Source organism: Ulvibacter sp. 2210JD10-4 (assembly GCF_058148525.1).
In genome coordinates, this window is sequence record NZ_JBYVJZ010000003.1 from 220,770 (window position 1) to 239,642 (window position 18,873).

The 18,873-nt window shown below is 36.8% G+C and carries 13 protein-coding genes; 6 read left to right on the forward strand and 7 right to left on the reverse strand.

What is annotated here, in order from left to right; all coding sequences use genetic code 11:
• The first annotated feature begins 183 nt into the window (after positions 1-183).
• The 3 genes from ACY2RT_RS09040 (at position 184) to ACY2RT_RS09050 (ending at position 3,070) form a co-directional block, all read left to right on the forward strand.
• Positions 184-486, forward strand: coding sequence for a hypothetical protein (locus ACY2RT_RS09040; RefSeq protein ID WP_490155589.1), 303 nt, complete (start codon positions 184-186; stop codon positions 484-486).
• Between the two features lie 86 nt (positions 487-572).
• Complete coding sequence (locus tag ACY2RT_RS09045; RefSeq protein WP_490155590.1) at positions 573-2,420, forward strand: SulP family inorganic anion transporter; 1,848 nt, start codon at positions 573-575, stop codon at positions 2,418-2,420.
• A gap of 20 nt (positions 2,421-2,440) precedes the next feature.
• The gene (locus ACY2RT_RS09050; protein ID WP_490155591.1) at positions 2,441-3,070 is read left to right on the forward strand and encodes a carbonic anhydrase family protein; all 630 of its coding nucleotides are present in this window, start codon (positions 2,441-2,443) and stop codon (positions 3,068-3,070) included.
• A 111-nt stretch (positions 3,071-3,181) separates the two neighbouring features.
• Here the strand turns inward: ACY2RT_RS09050 and ACY2RT_RS09055 are convergent, their stop codons facing one another.
• Together ACY2RT_RS09055 and ACY2RT_RS09060 are read right to left on the reverse strand one after the other, a co-directional pair.
• The gene (locus tag ACY2RT_RS09055) at positions 3,182-5,125 is read right to left on the reverse strand and encodes a hypothetical protein (RefSeq protein ID WP_490155592.1); all 1,944 of its coding nucleotides are present in this window, start codon (positions 5,123-5,125) and stop codon (positions 3,182-3,184) included.
• A 32-nt stretch (positions 5,126-5,157) separates the two neighbouring features.
• Entirely contained in the window at positions 5,158-7,932 is a 2,775-nt protein-coding gene (locus ACY2RT_RS09060; protein ID WP_490155593.1) for a TonB-dependent receptor, read from the reverse strand.
• Positions 7,933-8,104: 172 nt separating this feature from the next.
• Here ACY2RT_RS09060 and dgt point away from each other — a divergent pair, with 172 nt between their 5' ends.
• Positions 8,105-9,442: a dGTP triphosphohydrolase gene (dgt, locus tag ACY2RT_RS09065; protein ID WP_490155774.1), complete on the forward strand. Its 1,338-nt coding sequence runs from the start codon at positions 8,105-8,107 to the stop codon at positions 9,440-9,442.
• Between the two features lies 1 nt (position 9,443).
• Here dgt and dxs read toward each other — a convergent pair whose 3' ends face one another.
• Positions 9,444-11,243, reverse strand: coding sequence for a 1-deoxy-D-xylulose-5-phosphate synthase (dxs, locus tag ACY2RT_RS09070; RefSeq protein ID WP_490155594.1), 1,800 nt, complete (start codon positions 11,241-11,243; stop codon positions 9,444-9,446).
• A 43-nt stretch (positions 11,244-11,286) separates the two neighbouring features.
• Between dxs and ACY2RT_RS09075 the strand changes: the two genes are divergently transcribed.
• Positions 11,287-11,736 carry a nucleoside deaminase gene (locus ACY2RT_RS09075; protein WP_490155775.1) on the forward strand — a complete coding sequence of 150 codons (450 nt, stop codon included), beginning with the start codon at positions 11,287-11,289 and terminating at the stop codon, positions 11,734-11,736.
• A 57-nt stretch (positions 11,737-11,793) separates the two neighbouring features.
• On the opposite strand, the gene ACY2RT_RS09080 is transcribed toward ACY2RT_RS09075, so the two are convergent.
• From ACY2RT_RS09080 to aspS, 4 genes are all read right to left on the reverse strand, one after another.
• On the reverse strand, positions 11,794-11,991 hold the full coding sequence (locus ACY2RT_RS09080) for a cold-shock protein (protein WP_490155595.1): 198 nt from the start codon (positions 11,989-11,991) through the stop codon (positions 11,794-11,796).
• 95 nt (positions 11,992-12,086) lie between these two features.
• Positions 12,087-12,332, reverse strand: coding sequence for a hypothetical protein (locus ACY2RT_RS09085; RefSeq protein ID WP_490155596.1), 246 nt, complete (start codon positions 12,330-12,332; stop codon positions 12,087-12,089).
• Positions 12,329-14,125, reverse strand: a complete 1,797-nt coding sequence (locus tag ACY2RT_RS09090; RefSeq protein ID WP_490155597.1) for a chloride channel protein — start codon at positions 14,123-14,125, stop codon at positions 12,329-12,331. The genes ACY2RT_RS09085 and ACY2RT_RS09090 overlap by 4 nt, the downstream gene beginning before the upstream one ends.
• 42 nt (positions 14,126-14,167) lie before the next feature.
• Entirely contained in the window at positions 14,168-15,922 is a 1,755-nt protein-coding gene (gene aspS, locus ACY2RT_RS09095) for an aspartate--tRNA ligase (RefSeq protein WP_490155598.1), read from the reverse strand.
• A gap of 192 nt (positions 15,923-16,114) precedes the next feature.
• On the opposite strand from aspS, the gene ACY2RT_RS09100 reads away from it, so the two are divergent.
• The gene (locus ACY2RT_RS09100; protein ID WP_490155599.1) at positions 16,115-18,832 is read left to right on the forward strand and encodes a TonB-dependent receptor; all 2,718 of its coding nucleotides are present in this window, start codon (positions 16,115-16,117) and stop codon (positions 18,830-18,832) included.
• The last annotated feature ends 41 nt before the right edge of the window (positions 18,833-18,873 follow it).

Here is an 18,873-nt window from a genome sequence, read left to right on the forward strand (position 1 = left end):
GCTTTTTTTATCCATAACTTATTACATCATATACACTTCTTTGCTATTTACTAAACATTGTTAGCCTTTAGTTGAAAAATAAAACCTAATTCATTAGAACATCTATTTTAAAGGTTTTTTAACAAATATTCAATATCTAAAAAGGATATTTGCAATTATATTTGCTGAAACCGGATAAATAATATGTTGAAATCTTTTACGGTAATTTTATTTTCATTTTCATTACTGTTTTCAATGCTGGCCCCTTCATTTTTGAATATGCTGGACCTGGAACCGGATGTAATAGTTTTAATAGATTTTGCTGAAGAAGAATCTCAAAATAAGACCGAAAAAGGCATTGAAGAGAATAAAATACTTATAAATCCATTTTCGGAGGTTTCTTTAAATCATTGCCTTAAAGAGAATATTCATTTTATTTTTTATTTGGAGGATTCATCCACTTATACTTCAAAAATACATCTCCCCCCTCCGGAGTTTATTATTTAATTTTTTTAAAAATATTTATTTCAACTTATAACTTAGCCTTTATTACAAAATAGAGGTTGATTAAAAATTTATTTATTATAAATACAATGAAAAATCTATTTAATTTAAAATACTTTAGGGGTGATTTATTTGGAGGAATTACAGCTGGAATTGTAGCCTTGCCTCTGGCATTAGCTTTTGGAGTAAGCTCTGGATTAGGCCCAAGCGCAGGGTTATATGGGGCAATTTTTGTAAGTTTCTTTGCCGCCCTATTTGGTGGTACCAATACCCAAATCTCCGGCCCAACCGCACCTATGACTGCTGTTAGTATGGTAGTAATAGCTGGGATAATTGCTCTTAATGATGGAGATGTAAATAAAGCACTACCGGTTATTTTAACAGTATTCCTGTTAGCCGGATTAATGCAAATAGGGCTAGGAGCCATTGGTTTGGGGAAATATATTAAGTATATACCCTATCCTGTTGTTTCAGGATTTATGACAGCTATTGGGATCATTATTTTGGTGACACAAATTCTTCCGTCAATTGGATACTATCCGAAAGAGGATTCCGAATATGTAAATCAATATAAGCCTATGGCTGAAGAGATCATATTGGATAATATTTTAAAAGAAGAGGCTGGTGAAGGGATATTGGTATTGGAAGACTTTAAAGAAACCATTAAAAGGGCAAAAACTATTAGTCAGGAAGATATCCTTAAAGAATCTCAAACGCTGGCAGCAGCTGATGCTTCCGGAGTAATAGGAGCAATTAAAATGCTCCCGAAAGCCTTGAATAACATCAATTGGTTAGAACTGCTATTAGCGTTAGGGACTATTTTAATTATTTATGGTTTTAAACGGATTACTACAGTAGTGCCAAGTACATTGGTAGCTTTATTGGTTATGTCCGGAATTGCCTATGGATTTAAATTAAACTATCGCCCTATAGAGGAGATTCCCAGTGGATTGCCAATTCCTAATTTGGAAATATTCACCGATTTCAGCTTAGCAAGTGTTACACCGTATATATTTACGGCACTTACACTCGCTTTACTTGGCGCTATTGACTCATTATTAACTTCTGTGGTAGCAGATAATATGACCAAAACTAAACATAAGCCTAATAAAGAACTTGTAGGGCAAGGAATTGGAAATAGTATTGGAGCGTTTTTTGGAGGAATTCCCGGAGCAGGGGCTACTATTAGAACGGTAGTAAATATAAAATCTGGTGGGAAAACAAGATTATCCGGAATGATTGCTGGTGTTTTGTTGTTCATTATTTTGTTGTCATTAGGGCCTGTAGCATCACAAATTCCTGCAGCAGTATTAGCAGGAATATTGATTACGGTAGGAATTGGTGTAATGGACTACAAAGGATTAAGAGCGATCCCTAACATGCCAAGAGCCGAAGTGATAATTATGCTTACGGTATTGATTCTGTCTTCTGTTTGGAATTTGGTATATGCAGTAGGGATAGGATTGGTGATTGCATCTCTTATGTTTATGAAGAAGATGGGAGATCTTACAGCAGAAAGATCTGATGTGAAAACATTGCTGAAAGAAAAAGCATGGGACGATGAACATAATTTCCCTGAAGAACTAAAAGAAGAAGTGTTCATTAAGCATATAAAAGGACCTTTATTTTTTGGTTCTACAAGCGAGTTCCAGCAATTAGCTTCTCAAATTCCTGAAACCGCTTCTGCGGTAATCATAAGAATGGACAGAATGCAATATATTGATCAATCTGGGCTATACGCTATGGAAGACATTCTGGTAGACCTTTCAAGAAGAGGCATAAATGTACTGTTAGTAGATGTACTAAAACAGCCTAGGTATATGTTGGAGCGTATCGATATTATACCGGACCTTATTCCACCGGAGCATATTTTTAAAAACTTTAAAGATTGCCTGGTATGGATTAATAAAAATGTAAAAGACAAATATCTAGATTAAAAATTATAAAAGAAAAAAGAATGAAAGCACATACAAAAGAAACACAAGCGACAATGACTCCTAAAAGGTCATTGCAATATTTAAAAGATGGAAACCAAAGGTTTCAAAGCAATTTAAGTGCAAATAGAAATTTATTACAGCAGGTAAATGAGACTACCGAAGGGCAGTTCCCATTTGCTACAGTTTTAAGCTGCATCGATTCCAGAGTCTCTGCAGAATTGGTTTTTGACCAGGGGATTGGAGATATATTTAGTATTCGTATTGCAGGGAATTTTGTAAATGAAGATATTTTAGGTAGTATGGAATTTGCATGTAAACTGGCAGGAACTAAGCTAATAGTAGTAATGGGTCATACCAGTTGTGGTGCAGTGAAGGGTGCATGTGACCATGCCCGACTTGGAAATCTTACAAAATTGATCGAAAAGATTGAACCGGCAGTAGAGGCAGTTACAGAACCTAAAGATGCCGCTCTCAGGAATTCAAATAATTTGGATTTTGTAGACACTGTTGCTACAAAAAATGTACAATTAACCATAGATAACATTCGGAAGGAAAGCCCTATTTTATCTGAAATGGAAAGAAATAACGAGATAATGATTGTTGGTGCTATGTACGATATTAGTAACGGTAGTGTATCATTTGATGTTTAAACTTTTCATTGTTAAGAGCAAAATAATTTTAAAACACACTACAATAAAAAAGAGCTTCTTATAAAGAAGCTCTTTTTGGCTAATAGAATAAATTATAAGAAAATCTTATGATTATAATCTAGTATTGATCCAGTCCCAACCGGAGATATCTACAGCAGTGCCGTTAAATACATCATCAACAGGAGAGGTCATTGGGGTACCATCCACAATTATATTGCCTATTGGCCCATCATCTTTCATATCTACATTTGTATCATAACTTGTAAGTAGAACATTTGTTAAAGTAGCTCCGGACTCTTTTTTGAATTGTAAAGCTGTACCACCTGTAGATGACATGGCAGTGAAATTAGTAATAGAAGGGTTGTTATTATCACCATCGGCTTCAATAGCAGTAGAGAAACCATCGATCTCGTGCAAAACATAAGTATTAGTGATACCTCCGTTCCATCCTTCGGTCCAGTCCACAGAATCATCTTCATTGTTTTCAAAATACAGATTAGTAGCACTAACAGTCCCACCAAAAAATTCAATACCATCATCAGCACCGTTAATTACGGCCAGGTTGTTTATAGATGTTTGATCTCCAACTGCATATAGTGAAACTCCATTGTATTGAGAGTCAGAGTTAATTTGAGCTCCTGTTCCTAAAATAACCAGATAGTCTATATTACCGGAATCATCATTAGGGTTGTTACCCCCGTAGATGAAACCACCTACTTCGGCAGTAGCGTTTACACCTTCGGTTGTTGGGGCATCACCGCAGATGGTTAAACCACCCCAATCTCCTGGTTGAGCAGCTTGAGAAGACATGACAACTGGATTTGAGCTTGTACCGTTTATTTCAATTTTACCTCCTTTTAATACAGCAATGTATACTTCTGTCCCTGCATCACGTGCCGTTATTTTAGTCCCGGCAGGAATGATCAATTTTCCACCATCTTGCACTATATATGAATTGTTAAGAAGGTATTTTGTATTTGGGTCCAAAGTTACAGTTTCGGTAACACTACCTTCAAGGATAGTAAATTCCTGGCCGGATTGGTTGGAATTTACCCAACTAAAAATAGCTACATCAACAGTTGGAGGAGCAATATAAGTTGCGTTTGGATCTCCAGCTTCACCATCAATGACCACATTGGTAAGCGGGCCATCATCTTTCATGTCAATTGAGGTTTCGTAACCTGTTAATGAAAGTCCTGTAATAGTAGCACCGGATTCCTTTTTAAATTGCAAAGCAGTACCTCCTGTAGTGGAGCTGGCAGTGAAATTTACAAGTTTTGGATTATTATTGTCGCCGTCAGCTTCAACAGCAGTAGAGAAACCGTCGATTGTATGAAGTACATAAGTATTGGTAACAGTTCCGTTCCATCCTTCGGTCCAATCCACAGCATCATCCTCGTTATTTTCAAGATAGAGGTTATTTACGGAAACGGTTCCTCCAAAGAATTCAACACCGTCATCCGCTCCGTCAACAAGAGCAACATTGTCAATAGTAGTACCAGAACCAACAGAATAAAGTGTTAATCCGTTGTATTGAGAATCATTATTTATTTGAGCTCCTGCACCTTTTATAATTAGATAATCAATATTTCCTGAACTATCACCATCGTTGGTTCCGCCATAGATAAGGCCGCCAACTTCGGCTGTAGCGTCTACGCCTTCTGTAGTTCTTGCTTCACCGCAAATAAGCAAACCACCCCAGTCTCCTGGGCTACTGTTTGCAGATCGCATTATAACAGGAAGGTTGGCAGTACCTTGAATATCAATTTCACCTCCTTGCTCAACTGCAATATATCTGTCAGTTCCGGTTTCAGAAACAATAACGGTTCCGGCCGGTATGGTTAATTTAGCACCGGATTTTACCAGATAAGGTGCAGTTATTGCATATTCTATTGAAGGGTCAAGAACTCTGTCTTCAGTTAAGTCACCACTTAAGTCTGAACTTCCGGTCGGTTCATCATCAACGATAACTGTATCATCACTGCTGCTGCAACCTGTTATGATTAGCATTGCCAAAACAGCAAATAGTGTCGCTATTGTTTTAAAGTTTTTCATGATTTTTTTAATTGAGTTGAACATTAATTATTTTAAAAAGAGTAGTTAACATTAAAGCCTATTTGAAGCCCTTTTGTATAGGAAAGAACCGTTTCTTCTGTTTCAATTCCTGTTGTACTTGGGCGTATCAATTGAGTTCTTTTTATTTCAGGATCTAATAAATTCTTTCCGGAAAGGCCTACTTTTAAATGGTCATTTATTTCTTTATTTAAAAGAAGGTCTAAGCGTATAAAACCTTTTTCCACAATCGCATCATTATAATTTATATCACTGGAAGTTTGTATTTCGGGAGCTCCTAGCGCATACACTTTATCGGAAGTATAGTTCCCGGTTATAACAGCTTCAAAAGGATTTTCAGTATTCGTTGAAAAATTAAGCGTGGTATTCACTATCCAGTCCGATGCCCCTTGAAGGTCTGTTTTTGTGAGCCCTTTATATCTGAAAGTTCTCACAAAATTTCCATCCTCGTCAAATATCTCCAACAAGTCTTGCTCATGCCACATTCTGGAAATATTCAGATTTGTTTTTAAACTCGGTTTACCTTCCTGGTTTAAGATATTAATCCTTGTTTCTAGCTCAATTCCGTAAACTTCTGCTTTATTAGCAGAATTAAAATAAGAGAACACTCCTGCAGAACCTCTATCTTGTACTTTATTAATAGGATCCTCTATTTTTTTGTAAAACCCTGTAACCGAAACCAGTTGATCACTGGAAGGAAAGTACTCCCATTTTAAGTCATAGTTATAATTAATAGATGCTTCAATATCTGGATTTCCACGGGTTACCTGGCCCACCTGAGAAACATATTCAAAAGGAGCAATTTCCTTAAATTCGGGTAAAGTAGTAGTGGTGCTATTAGCGAAACGGATACTATGCTCGTCATTAATAGCATATTTCAAATTTATTGAAGGATAAAGTCTGCGATACTCTTTAGCGGTACTACCTATTCTTCCGGGAAAGTTTCCAACATCAAAGTTCACGCTGATGTCATCATTTTGATAACGTACGCCTGCTTCTACAGTTAAGTTACCAATGGTGCCTATGAAGTCTATATAACCGGCAATTGATTTTAATTCACCTTCGTACAGGTCTGCACGAAGTGTATTTAATTTTAGAATACCATTGTCAAATCTTGATTGTGTAAAAATATCAGATATAAGGTCAATGGACTCCGGGTTGATGGCATTGGTAAATACTTCTTCCACACCAAAGAATTGAGATTTAAAATCTCTTGTCTTATTTCTGAAATTAAGACCTGCTGTTACCTGGAATAAATTTGTATCTGTTTCATAAAACTTGTGAGTATCTTCCAGGCGTCCGTTATACTCTATATCTTCTATTTTTTGAAAACTTTTTCTTTGCTGAAAACCACCTGTACGCCCTAATTGAACAATATCTTCATTGAAGTTTACTTCATTTCTAATTCTTTTGGGTTCATCTGCACTCAAGAAATTGTATCCGGCAGCCCAATCAAGTGCATTTTTTTCTGAAATATTGTGAGTGCCACTTAATTGTGAAACGGAAAGTAGTGTCTTTTTAAGGTTCTGATCACGGATAAATTGAAATAATCCTTCTGTGGGATCGGTCTCTTCAAAAATAATGGCTGTCCCTGCTCTGCCACCTTCAAATACATTATCCTGAATTTTATTAATAAACAGTGTATTAAACTGTAAATCGTTGTTATCATCAACTTTGTATTCTGAATGAAATAAACCCGAAGTTGTAATAGTTCTGGACCACGTAATCGCATCAGGAATAATATCATCAATAAAGTTAGATCGATATTGCCTGAACACCCCTTCTCGATATTCATAGTTATCAGATTGTCCGGCAGTAACCAAGACACGTAAATTCCCTCCAATTTTTGTCCCTGCACTTAATCCAAAAGAACGATTTATAGGGGTATCTATTATCTCTGGATTCCAGCTTTGTTGAGTAATGGCATCTCTTGCATTCAGGTCACTGGAGTAAAATCCAAATGAAAGGTCGCTGCTATTGGCCGATCCTTTGTAGTTATCGGAAACACCATCCGACATTACATTTGTATTGGCCGATCCACTTAAGCTAATTGATAAGACCTTGCTATTATTTAGTTCTTTGGAGCTAATATCTATATTTCCAGAAGACTGATCTGCGGAAATTCGCGGAGAAGTTGTTTTACTAACCGAAACACTTTGGATAAGTCTGGTAGGGAAAAGGCTAAGGTTAATATTTTTTCTTTCAATATCATCAGACGGTATGGGTAATCCATTCAAAGTAGTGGATAAATAACGATCTCCTAAACCACGAACAAATACATCTCCGGAACCATCTGTTTTATTGACACCGGAAATTTTTGTAGTAGCAGAAGAGGCATCACTTATACCCAGTTTTCCCATCTCCTGGGCCCCTATACTTTCTTTAATTTCAACTGCCTTTTTTTGTTCTATCAAAAGGGCAACTACACTTTCTCTTTTTGTTGAGGTTTTGATGACTACTTCATCAAGAGCAGCTGCACTGGCACCCATAGGGACATTTACAGTGGTTACTTTATTTGCTTCTACTATTACATTGTTTATTTCTACAGTTTCATAACCAACAAAACTAAAAACTACAGTATATACTCCAGGTGTTACATTTTCAATAGCATATAAACCATCAATATCCGATGTTACTCCTTTACCGGTATCTTTAATTAATATATTTGCAAAAGGGAGAGGATCGTTGTTATAGTCTTTATCTGTTAATTTACCTACAATAGAACCAGTTCCCTGAGCGAATGAAAATGCTGTAAAACATAAAAGTAGAATAGTAAATAATTGCTTCATTTTTGTATTAATTTCTGATGCAAAGAAACCGAGTTAATGTAAAGGCATTGTAAAGTTCAGATTACCAATTTGTCATAAGAAGGTTACCTAAATGTTAATCATTTAACATTGTAATTTTTCTTGATATGGTTTTTATAAATAGTATCTTGCATAGCAAATTTTTAGTACTATGATGCAGTGGGAACAGCTTCTGTCTTTACGCCGTCAGGGTGATATAAATAAGAGATTACGAATTGAGCAAGATGAAACCCGTTTAGGTTTTGAAGTAGATTTTGACCGGGTAATTTTTTCTTCAGCTTTTAGAAGCCTTCAAGACAAAACACAGGTAATACCGTTGTCCAAAACATCTTTTGTACATACACGTCTAACACACAGCCTGGAAGTTTCTGTCGTGGGTCGTTCTTTAGGACGTACTGTTGGAAAAGCAGTGCTCGAAAAACACCCTCATTTGCAGACCTTACATGGTCATCATTTCAATGATTTTGGTGCAATCGTTGCTGCTGCCGCTTTAGCACACGATATAGGGAATCCTCCTTTTGGGCATAGTGGTGAAAAAGCAATTGGCGATTATTTTTTAAATGGAAAAGGAAAACGATTTCAATTACAGTTAACTCAAAAAGAATATCAGGATTTGGTAGACTTCGAAGGAAATGCCAATGGTTTTAAAATACTAACTGAATCTAAAAATGGAGTGAATGGAGGCTTGAGGCTTTCGTATGCAACTTTAGGTGCTTTTATGAAGTATCCAAAAGAATCATTACCCAAAAAACCGACGGACCATATTGCAGATAAAAAATATGGATTTTTTCAATCTGAAACAGCATTTTTTAATGAAGTTGCTCTGGAATTGGGATTGCTGAAACAGGAAGACAAAAAACCCCTGACCTATCACCGTCATCCTTTAGCGTTTTTAGTGGAAGCTGCTGACGATATTTGTTATACGATCATTGACTTTGAAGATGGAATTAATTTAGGCCTGATCGAGGAGGAATTTGCACTGGAATACTTTATTAAACTGGTGAAAGACAGTATCAATACGAAGAAATACAATGCATTAACACAAGCTTCTGATAGACTGGCGTATCTTAGGTCGTTAGCAATTAATACATTGATAGCTGAAGCTACATCTATTTTTCTTACCAACGAGGAGGCTATATTAAAAGGGACTTTTTCTGAAGCTCTTTTGGATAAAAGCAATTATAAAGCGCAAATAGATGATATCATCAAAATAAGTGTTGAAAAAGTGTACCAAAGTACCGAAGTGATAGATAAAGAAATAGCAGGTTATAATATTCTTTCCACCTTACTGGACGCCTATACAATATCTATTGAAAATTATTTAAATGGAAATGAGCGTCATTATGATAAGTTACTTTTAAAGAGTTTTGAAAACGACCTCGATAGAAATCAATCTGTGTATACCTATTTAATGAAATGTTGCGGGTTTATTTCGGGACTTACCGATGGAAATGCAGTGCAGACTTTCAAAAAGATCAAAGGAGATTTATAATTTATTCTGCAGTAGAAAGTAATTTTTCCAGGCTTTGTTTTATTTTTTCTGTTGAGATCCCTGCTAAATCGTGAAGCTCATGTACGGTTCCATGTTCTGGAAATACATCTGGAATTCCAAAAATTTTAATAGTATTAGAGTACTTGTTTTTTGCTGAGAATTCGGTAATAGCACTTCCAAAACCACCTATAACAACTCCATCTTCTATAGTAATGACGGTTCTATATTTTTTGAAAATTTTATGGAGTAATTCTTCATCTAAAGGTTTTACAAAACGCATGTCATAGCAGGCTATTTTTTCAGAATCTGAAATTCCGGCAATAGCTTCTTTTACATTACCGGCTAAAGTTCCTATTGTTAAAACCGCTATGGCTTCACCTTTTTTTAATTCTTCAGCCTTGCCTATTTCAATTTTTGAAAATGGCTGTTTCCAATTTAAGACACTTCCTCTTCCACGCGGATATCTAATAGCAATTGGTGATTTCAATCCTAATTGCGCGGTATATAAAATATTGCGAAGTTCTATTTCATCTCTAGGTGCAAAAATGATTAGGTTTGGGATGCAGCGTAAATAAGCCAGATCAAAAATGCCGTGATGTGTAGCACCATCTTCCCCAACAATTCCTGCACGATCCAAACAAAAGATAACAGGGAGCTTTTGCAGGCACACATCGTGAATTACCTGATCGTAAGCTCGTTGTAAAAAAGTAGAGTAAATATTACAAAATACCTGCAACCCTTGTGTTGCAAGGCCTGCTGCAAAAGTAACTGCATGTTGTTCGGCTATCCCTACATCAAAAGCACGGTTTGGAAATTCTTCCATTAAATATTTTAAGGAGCTTCCCGTGGGCATTGCGGGAGTAATTCCAATGATCTTTTTATTTTTTGAAGCAAGCTCCACGATAGTCTTTCCAAACACATCTTGAAACTTAGGAGGGAGTTTTTCATTTTTTTTTGGAAGTAACTCCCCGGTTTCTGCATTAAACTTTCCGGGAGCATGATAGACTACTTGATTTTCTTCTGCCTGTTTTAGTCCTTTTCCTTTTTTGGTAATAACATGGAGTAGTTTAGGCCTTTTAACTTCTTTCAGCCTATTTAATTCTGAAATCAGTTCAGCAATATTGTGTCCGTCCACTGGACCGGAATAGTCAAAATTAAGTGCTTCAAAAATATTGTCTGTTTCCGGAGCACCGTCTAAATTTACTTTTGTTAAATACGCCTTTAGGGCACCTACGCTGGGGTCAATACCAATAGCATTGTCATTTAGGATCACTAATAGATTGGTATCTGTTACACCTGCATGGTTTAAGGCCTCAAAGGCCATTCCACTGGCAATAGATGCATCACCTACTACGGCAATATGCTGCCTTTCGGCATCACCTGCCAATTGCGCGGCAATTGCCATTCCCAGCGTTGCTGAGATTGCCGTACTGCTGTGTCCGGTACCAAAAGTATCGTATTCACTTTCCTTCATTTTTGGAAAACCGCTTAAACCACCTAATCGTCTATTGGTATGAAAACTATCTTTTCTTCCGGTTAAGATTTTATGCCCGTAGGCCTGATGCCCAACATCCCAAACTAAGATATCTTCAGGAGTGTTAAAAACGTAATGTAGAGCAATGGTCAATTCTACCACGCCTAAGCTGGCACCCAAATGTCCTTCTTTTACAGCCACAATATTAATAATAAAGTCACGCAATTCTTGGGCAAGCTGAGGGAGTTCCTGTGGAGTTAGTTTCCGAAGGTCTTTAGGAAACAGAATAGTATCTAATATCTTTTTTGGCACATCACAAAGATACATTTTGCTTTTGTACTTTTACCATCTTTAATATAGATGAATGAGTTTGATAAACCCACATGATGACGCTTATTTTATGAAACGTGCTTTGGCTGAGGCAGAGGTCGCTTATGAAAAAGGAGAAGTGCCTATTGGTGCTGTTATTGTGATCAATAACCAGATCATTGCCAGAGCTCACAATTTAACGGAAACCTTGAATGATGTCACTGCTCATGCCGAAATGCAAGCCATTACAGCAGCAGCGAATTATCTGGGAGGAAAATATCTAATAGATTGCACACTATATGTTACTATTGAACCTTGCCAGATGTGTGCAGGAGCATTATTTTGGAGTCAGATTTCCAAGATTGTGTATGGAGCGAGAGATGAACAACGAGGGTGTATTGCAATGGATACAAAATTACATCCTAAGACAAAAATGACAGGTGGAATTTTAGAAAAGGAATCTTCACAATTATTGAAACGTTTTTTTATAGAAAAACGGAACTTGAATTAAATAAAAAACCCGCTAGAATCATAGCGGGTTTTTCTGGTCAGTTATAAGATATATATCTTAGTCATGGATCACTCGCACTTGTGCGGCAACCATTCCTTTTCGTCCTTCTTCTTCTACATATTCTACTTTGTCACCTTCGTTAAGAGCTTCGCCATTAAGACCGGTTACATGTACAAAAATGTCCTTTTGGGTCTCATCATTAGTGATAAATCCGTACCCTTTTGATTCGTTAAAAAACTTTACTGTTCCTTCCATTGTAAATAAAAAAATAAATTAATAATGAACAAATGTACTATAAAATATGAAGTCAAAAGCTACCAAAAAAACTTTTTTTTGAAAAACCCGTTGATTTATAGCTTCTTGTCTTTACCGTAATTTCTCATTTTTTCTATGTTCTCTTTAGTTAGCATATAATCTTTCACACTTCTGTTTTTCCAACGGTGATATATAAAAAGAGGCATTAAAACAAAAAATCCTGTAACAACGGAAAGGCCTATAATAAGGTTGCCGGTGGCTTCATGTTCTGATTTTATATAAAAACCAGAACATGTTCCTATGATAACAATAATTAGCAGTATAGAGAGTATGTATTTCATTTTCCTGAAAAATCAATTAGTTTTCTTCTGTAGGCAGTTAATAATTTGGATTTAGATACAAAACCATAATAGGTGCCTTCAGAAATTACCGGAAGATTCCATGCGCCGGTATCTTGAAATTTCTTCATGACATTTGTCATTTTATCTTCAGCTAAATTAATGATTGCAGATGGGTTTTGCATTAGATCTCGAGCAGTAACTTCTTTGTAGAGTGACTGATCGAACATTACAGGCCGAAGGTCATCTAACAAAATGATACCTTCCAAAGTTTCGGTATCTTGATGAATAACGGGGAAAATATTACGGTTAGACTTAACTACGGCACGATGTACAATTTCACCTAAGGTCATATCCGGATATAATGCAATGAAGTTCTGCTCTACAACAGACCTTATATCCATAAGGGTAAGTACGGCGTGATCTTTATCATGGGTGATTAGTTCTCCTTTTCTGCCCAGTTCCATTGCATATACGGAGTGGGGGACAAAATATTTAGTAATTGAAAATGAAATAGCAGCGGTAATCATTAAAGGTAAAAACAGTTCATAACCGCCTGTAACTTCAGCAATTAAAAAGATGGCTGTTAGAGGTGCGTGTAAAACCCCGGCCATTAATCCTGTCATTCCCACTAGTGTAAAATTACTTTCGGAAACCGGACTCGTCAAAAAACCAATGTTGTTTAAGATCTTAGCCAGGCAATACCCCATAATACTTCCCATAAAAAGAGTTGGTGCAAAAATACCTCCAACACCGCCGGCACCAAATGTAAGTGAGCTCGCAATTACTTTAAAAAGGACGAGACCACCCAATAAGGCAACCAGTACCCATACACTGTTGAGTTCTAACTGAAAAATATTATTTTCTAAAGCTTTCTCCGGGTTTCCTTGCACCAAATTATTAATGACATCAAAACCTTCACCATAGAGAGGTGGAATAAAATATACAAGAATCCCAATACCTAATCCACCAATGAGTAGCCGTTTTATGGGAGACCCTATTTTTTCAAAGAATTTCTGAAAACGTTCGTAGGTTTCAGTAAAATAGATCGATACAAACCCAGCCACAATTCCCAATAGAGCATAGAGCGGAATATCTTTCAGCAAGAATTTATCTTCAATACTAAAAGGTAGCAACACATCATTTCCGAAGAAAAAATACGAAGTAATACTTGCCGAGATAGAAGCTAATAATAAAGGGATCAGCGATACTAGAGTAAGATCCAGACTGAAGACTTCTATTGCGAAAATGATTGCGGCAATAGGAGCTTTAAAAATGGAAGCCATTGCCCCTGCTGCTGCACATCCTATCAATAAGGTTCTTGTTGCCTGATTCATATGAAGCATTCGGGACAGATTAGAACTTAATGCTGCACCTGTAGCTACTGTGGGGCCCTCCAATCCAACCGAACCTCCAAAACCTACGGTAATAGGTGCGGCCAGCAAACTCCCATACATTTGAAACCGTTTCATAAGTCCTTTTTTCTTTGAGATGGCAAATAGAGTAGCGGGAATACCTTGTGTAGGCTTATTTCTTACCACATATTTTAAAATAAAATAAGTGAGAGTCAAGCCAATGATTGGAAAAATAAAATAAAATGCACTGTGATATTCTTTTATCAACTTTCCTTCCAACAACAACTGAATGAAATGTGTGCCATTTTTAATAAGGACTGCCACCATTCCTGATAGAAAGCCAATGACAATACTCACAATAAAAATGAACTGCTTGTGCGATATATGTTTCAATCGCCAGATAAGGAATCTTGTAAGCAAAGTTCGCTTTTGGGCAGGCATCTCTTTATGTGTAAAAAATCCTGCGGGAGCAGGATTTTAAAGTTACGATTTTAAGTTGAGTTGTAAGCCTAGTTCCTTTAATTGCTCATTATCGATTACAGCAGGTGCATCGATCATTACATCACGACCCGAGTTGTTTTTTGGAAACGCAATAAAATCACGAATGGTTTCCTGACCACCCAGAATAGATACTAGCCTGTCAAGCCCAAATGCGATCCCGCCGTGAGGAGGAGCTCCATATTGGAAAGCATCCATTAAAAAACCAAACTGCGCTTTAGCTTCTTCCGGAGTAAAACCTAAATAATCAAACATCAACGCCTGTGTTTCTTTGTCGTGAATTCTAATTGAACCACCACCAATTTCATTTCCATTAAGAACAAGATCATATGCATTTGCTTTTACATCACCAGGATTAGTTTCCAGAAGATCAAGTTGCCCGGGTTTTGGAGATGTGAACGGATGATGCATTGCATGGTATCGTTCTGTTTCCTCATCCCATTCCAATAAAGGAAAGTCAACTACCCAAAGTGGTGCAAATTCATTTGCTTTACGGAGTCCTTTTCTTTCTGCTAACTCCATTCGCAATGCACTTAACTGAGTACGTACCTTATGAGTGTCTCCTGAAAGAACACATATCAAATCACCGGCTTTAGCTCCTGTTATGTCTGCCCATTTTGCTAAATCGTCCTGATCGTAAAACTTGTCTACCGAAGACTTAAAACTTCCATCTTCATTACAACGACAGTATACCATTCCTAAAGCACCTATTTGTGGACGCTTTACCCAATCTGTTAGTTTATCAATTTCTTTACGAGTAAGTGTGTTACCCTCCGGGACAGCAATACCAACAACTAATTCAGCTTGATTAAAAACATTGAAATCTTTGTGTTGTGCTACTTCATTTAATTCGCCAAATTCCATCCCAAAACGAATGTCCGGTTTATCATTCCCATACTTTTTCATGGCATCATCATAGGTCATTCTTGGAAATTCGGCTACATCCACACCATTAAGTTCTTTGAGTAAGTGGCGTGTTAGCCCTTCAAAAGTATGTAAGATATCTTCCTGCTCCACAAATGCCATTTCACAGTCTATCTGAGTAAACTCCGGCTGCCTGTCTGCACGGAGATCCTCATCGCGGAAACATTTTACAATTTGAAAGTATTTGTCCATTCCACCTATCATTAATAGCTGCTTAAAGGTTTGTGGGGATTGAGGAAGTGCGTAAAATTGGCCTTCATTCATACGGGAAGGAACTACAAAATCACGCGCCCCTTCAGGAGTGGATTTTATTAGATAAGGAGTTTCTACTTCTACAAATTCTTTTTCCGAAAGATAATTGCGTACAGCCATGGTTACTTTATGGCGAAAAACAAGATTTTCTCTAACGGGTTTTCTTCTAATATCAAGGTAGCGATATTTCATGCGTAGATCTTCCCCACCGTCGGTTTCATTTTCAATAGTGAAAGGAGGAGTTAATGCTTCGTTGAGTATAACTACTTCAGAAACCAATATTTCAATATCTCCGGTAGGGATATTAGGGTTTTTAGATTCTCTTGCAATAACAGTTCCTTTGGCTTGTATCACAAATTCCCGCCCTAATCTTGAAGCAGTTTCCATTACCGATTTTTGAGTTCTTTCTTCATCAAAAATGAGTTGTGTGATACCGTAACGATCCCTTAGGTCAACCCAGATCATAAAACCTTTGTCACGTGTTTTTTGAACCCATCCTGCTAAGGTCACTTCTGTATTTATATCTGAGGCTCTTAATTCTCCATTAGAGTGTGTTCTGTACATATTGTATGTCGGAAAAAATTAGGCTGCAAATTTAAAAAGATTAGTGGGGATTACATTGAAATTTTAAAATTTTAAGACTTTAGCTAAGTGATTGTTAACTTTTTACCGAAATCCTTGTCTATATTATACTGTAATAAATAAAAAAGTGACAAATCTTTAGTACCTTCGGTAGATTAATCAAAACTCTTAACTATGAATCAAAACAATACAAATTGCAGGAAACTCTTGCTTTTACTGTTAATTTTCCCATGTTTTGTGTTTGCTCAGACAACACTTAACGGAAAAATCAGTGATCCAAATGGTGACACTGTTCCTTTTGCGAATGTTATTGAAAAAGGAACTACAAATGGAACAACGTCAGATATTGACGGGAACTTTTCTTTAGAAGTAGAATCCCTCCCAACAGTACTGGTTTTTAGCTCGGTAGGGTTTGCTACTGTTGAGTTAAATGTTAATTCTTCACCTGTTTCGGTTATTATGGCTGAAGGAGATGTACTGGATGAAGTGGTAATTGTTGGTAACCGTTCTAAGCCACGAACAGTACTCACTTCGCTTGTTCCCATTGATAATATTTCAGTAGAAGAGCTGCAAAGTACAGGTCAGCCCACAGTTGATAAGATGTTAACCTATAAAGTACCATCTTTCAATTCGACAAACCAGACAATTTCTGATGCTACTGCTCATTTTGATCCTGCAGACCTTCGTGGATTAGGCCCAAGTAGGACGTTAGTCTTGGTGAATGGAAAACGAAAAAATCAAAGCGCATTAGTATATATTAATGATACTCCCGGAAAAGGAGAAGTAGGCGTAGATTTAAAAAGTATTCCCGCAGCTGCTCTTAAAAGAATTGAAGTATTGCGTGATGGAGCTTCTGCTCAATATGGATCTGATGCAATTGCAGGTGTAATTAACATGGTCCTTAAAGATGATGTTGGAGAAACTACGGTCAATGTAACTTCCGGAGTGACTACAGAAGGAGATGGATTTAATTTAGGAGCAGATGTTAATACCGGATTGGCAGTTGGTGAAAATGGGGGGTATTTGAATTTGACTTTTGGTTATTATCAACAAGAAGAAACAAATAGAGCAGGAAGCCCTGGCGAAGATGTACTTTTTGGTGTATTGGCAGATGATCCGGATTGGGGTGATTGGTTAAGTGAAAATCCAGATTTAGGTATGACAGTAGGACAGCCTGAGCTTTATAAAGGAGATTTGTTTTTTAACTTTGGCCTTCCTTTTTCTGATAATAAAGGAAAAGTCTATGCATTTGGAGGTGTTACATATAGAGAAGGAAAAAGTTTTGCATTATATAGAGCTCCTTACTGGGTTATGGATGAGTTTAATTTACTACATGATGAGGGTACAGAGTATCAAGGATTTCAACCAACTTTTGAGACCGAGGTCAGAGATAACAATTCTACTGTAGGAGTGGAATTCGACCTGGCTGGCTTTAATGTAGACCTAAGTGGAACTTTTGGTAGAAATGCTGTAGACTACATGGTAAATAGTAGTATAAACCTTGACCTTGGAGCAAATAGTCCAACCTCATTTGATGTTGGAGCATATTCTTTTAATAATCTTCTTGCAAATTTTGATGTATCCAGGTCGTTTGGCGATGTAAGTATTGCTTTTGGTGCAGAGGCTAAAGAAGAGCGATTTAGGTCTATTGCTGGTGAATCAGCCTCATATTTTGGAGCTGGAGCACAGTCTTTTCCCGGCTTGCAACCAGCCAATGCAGTTTCTGCAACTCGTAATAACTATGGTGTCTATGGTGATTTAGAATGGGAGCTAACAAACGAACTCCTTATTGGAGGAGCTGTACGCTATGAAGATTTTAGTGATTTTGGAGATAATACTTCGTGGAAAGCCAATGGAAGATATATTCTAGGAGATAATCGAGGGGCCATAAGAGCTTCTTATAGTACAGGATTTAGAGCACCTTCATTACACCAGATATATTTAAGTAATATTCAAACATTAGTGTCTGGAGGTACAGTTTCAAATCAAGGTACTTTTAATAATGTAGATCCCGTTATAAGAGAAGGGTTGGGTGTACCACAGTTATCTGCAGAAACTTCAAAAAATATTTCTGCCGGAATTACCTATAAAATATCTCCAAAATTATCTGTTTCGGCTGATTTCTATAATGTCGAGGTTGAAGACCGAGTATTATTTACAGGTGAAATTGGCTTTGATGGAGATGATGATTCGGTTAACCCAGTTGAACAAATCTTAGTCAATAACTCTATTACAAGTTTGAAGTTTTTTGTAAATGCTGTTAACACAACTACTACAGGAGCAGATTTAGTTGCTACTTTGAGTAACATTGAATTAGGTAGTGGTAAATTAGGAGCAATTTTAGCTGCTAATTATAATGAAACCACTATTGATAATGAAGATGTAGACCCTTCCACTGATGGCCTTCAAATAGAGGCTCCCGGATTATTAGGAGAAAATGGTTACGATATTTTTAACCGTAAAGAACAGTCTAGAATTGTTTCTGCAAGACCAAAGACAAAAGTTCTTCTTGGGTTTGATTACAGTATAGCTAAATGGGTATTTAATTTAAATAATACTTACTTCGGTGAAGTAACCTGGCAGCATTCTAATAATGGATTAAATGGAGCTCCACTTGGACCAGACGGGGCAAATCTTCCATTAGAAGATGAAGCGTATGACCAAACATTTGCTGGAAAAATTATTACAGACTTAATAATAAGGTATAATTTTAGTAAGAATTTTTCAATGTTTGCTTCTGCTAATAACTTACTGGACGTTTATCCTGATGAGATAGAAACACAGGGAGATTTTGTTACTGATCTGGGAGGTCGTTTTAAGTATCCTTGGGAAGTAAATCAATTTGGATTTAATGGGACTATTATAAACGGTGGTGCGACATTTAAATTCTAAAAAGAATAGACATAAAAAAAACCCTTTCTGAAAAGAAAGGG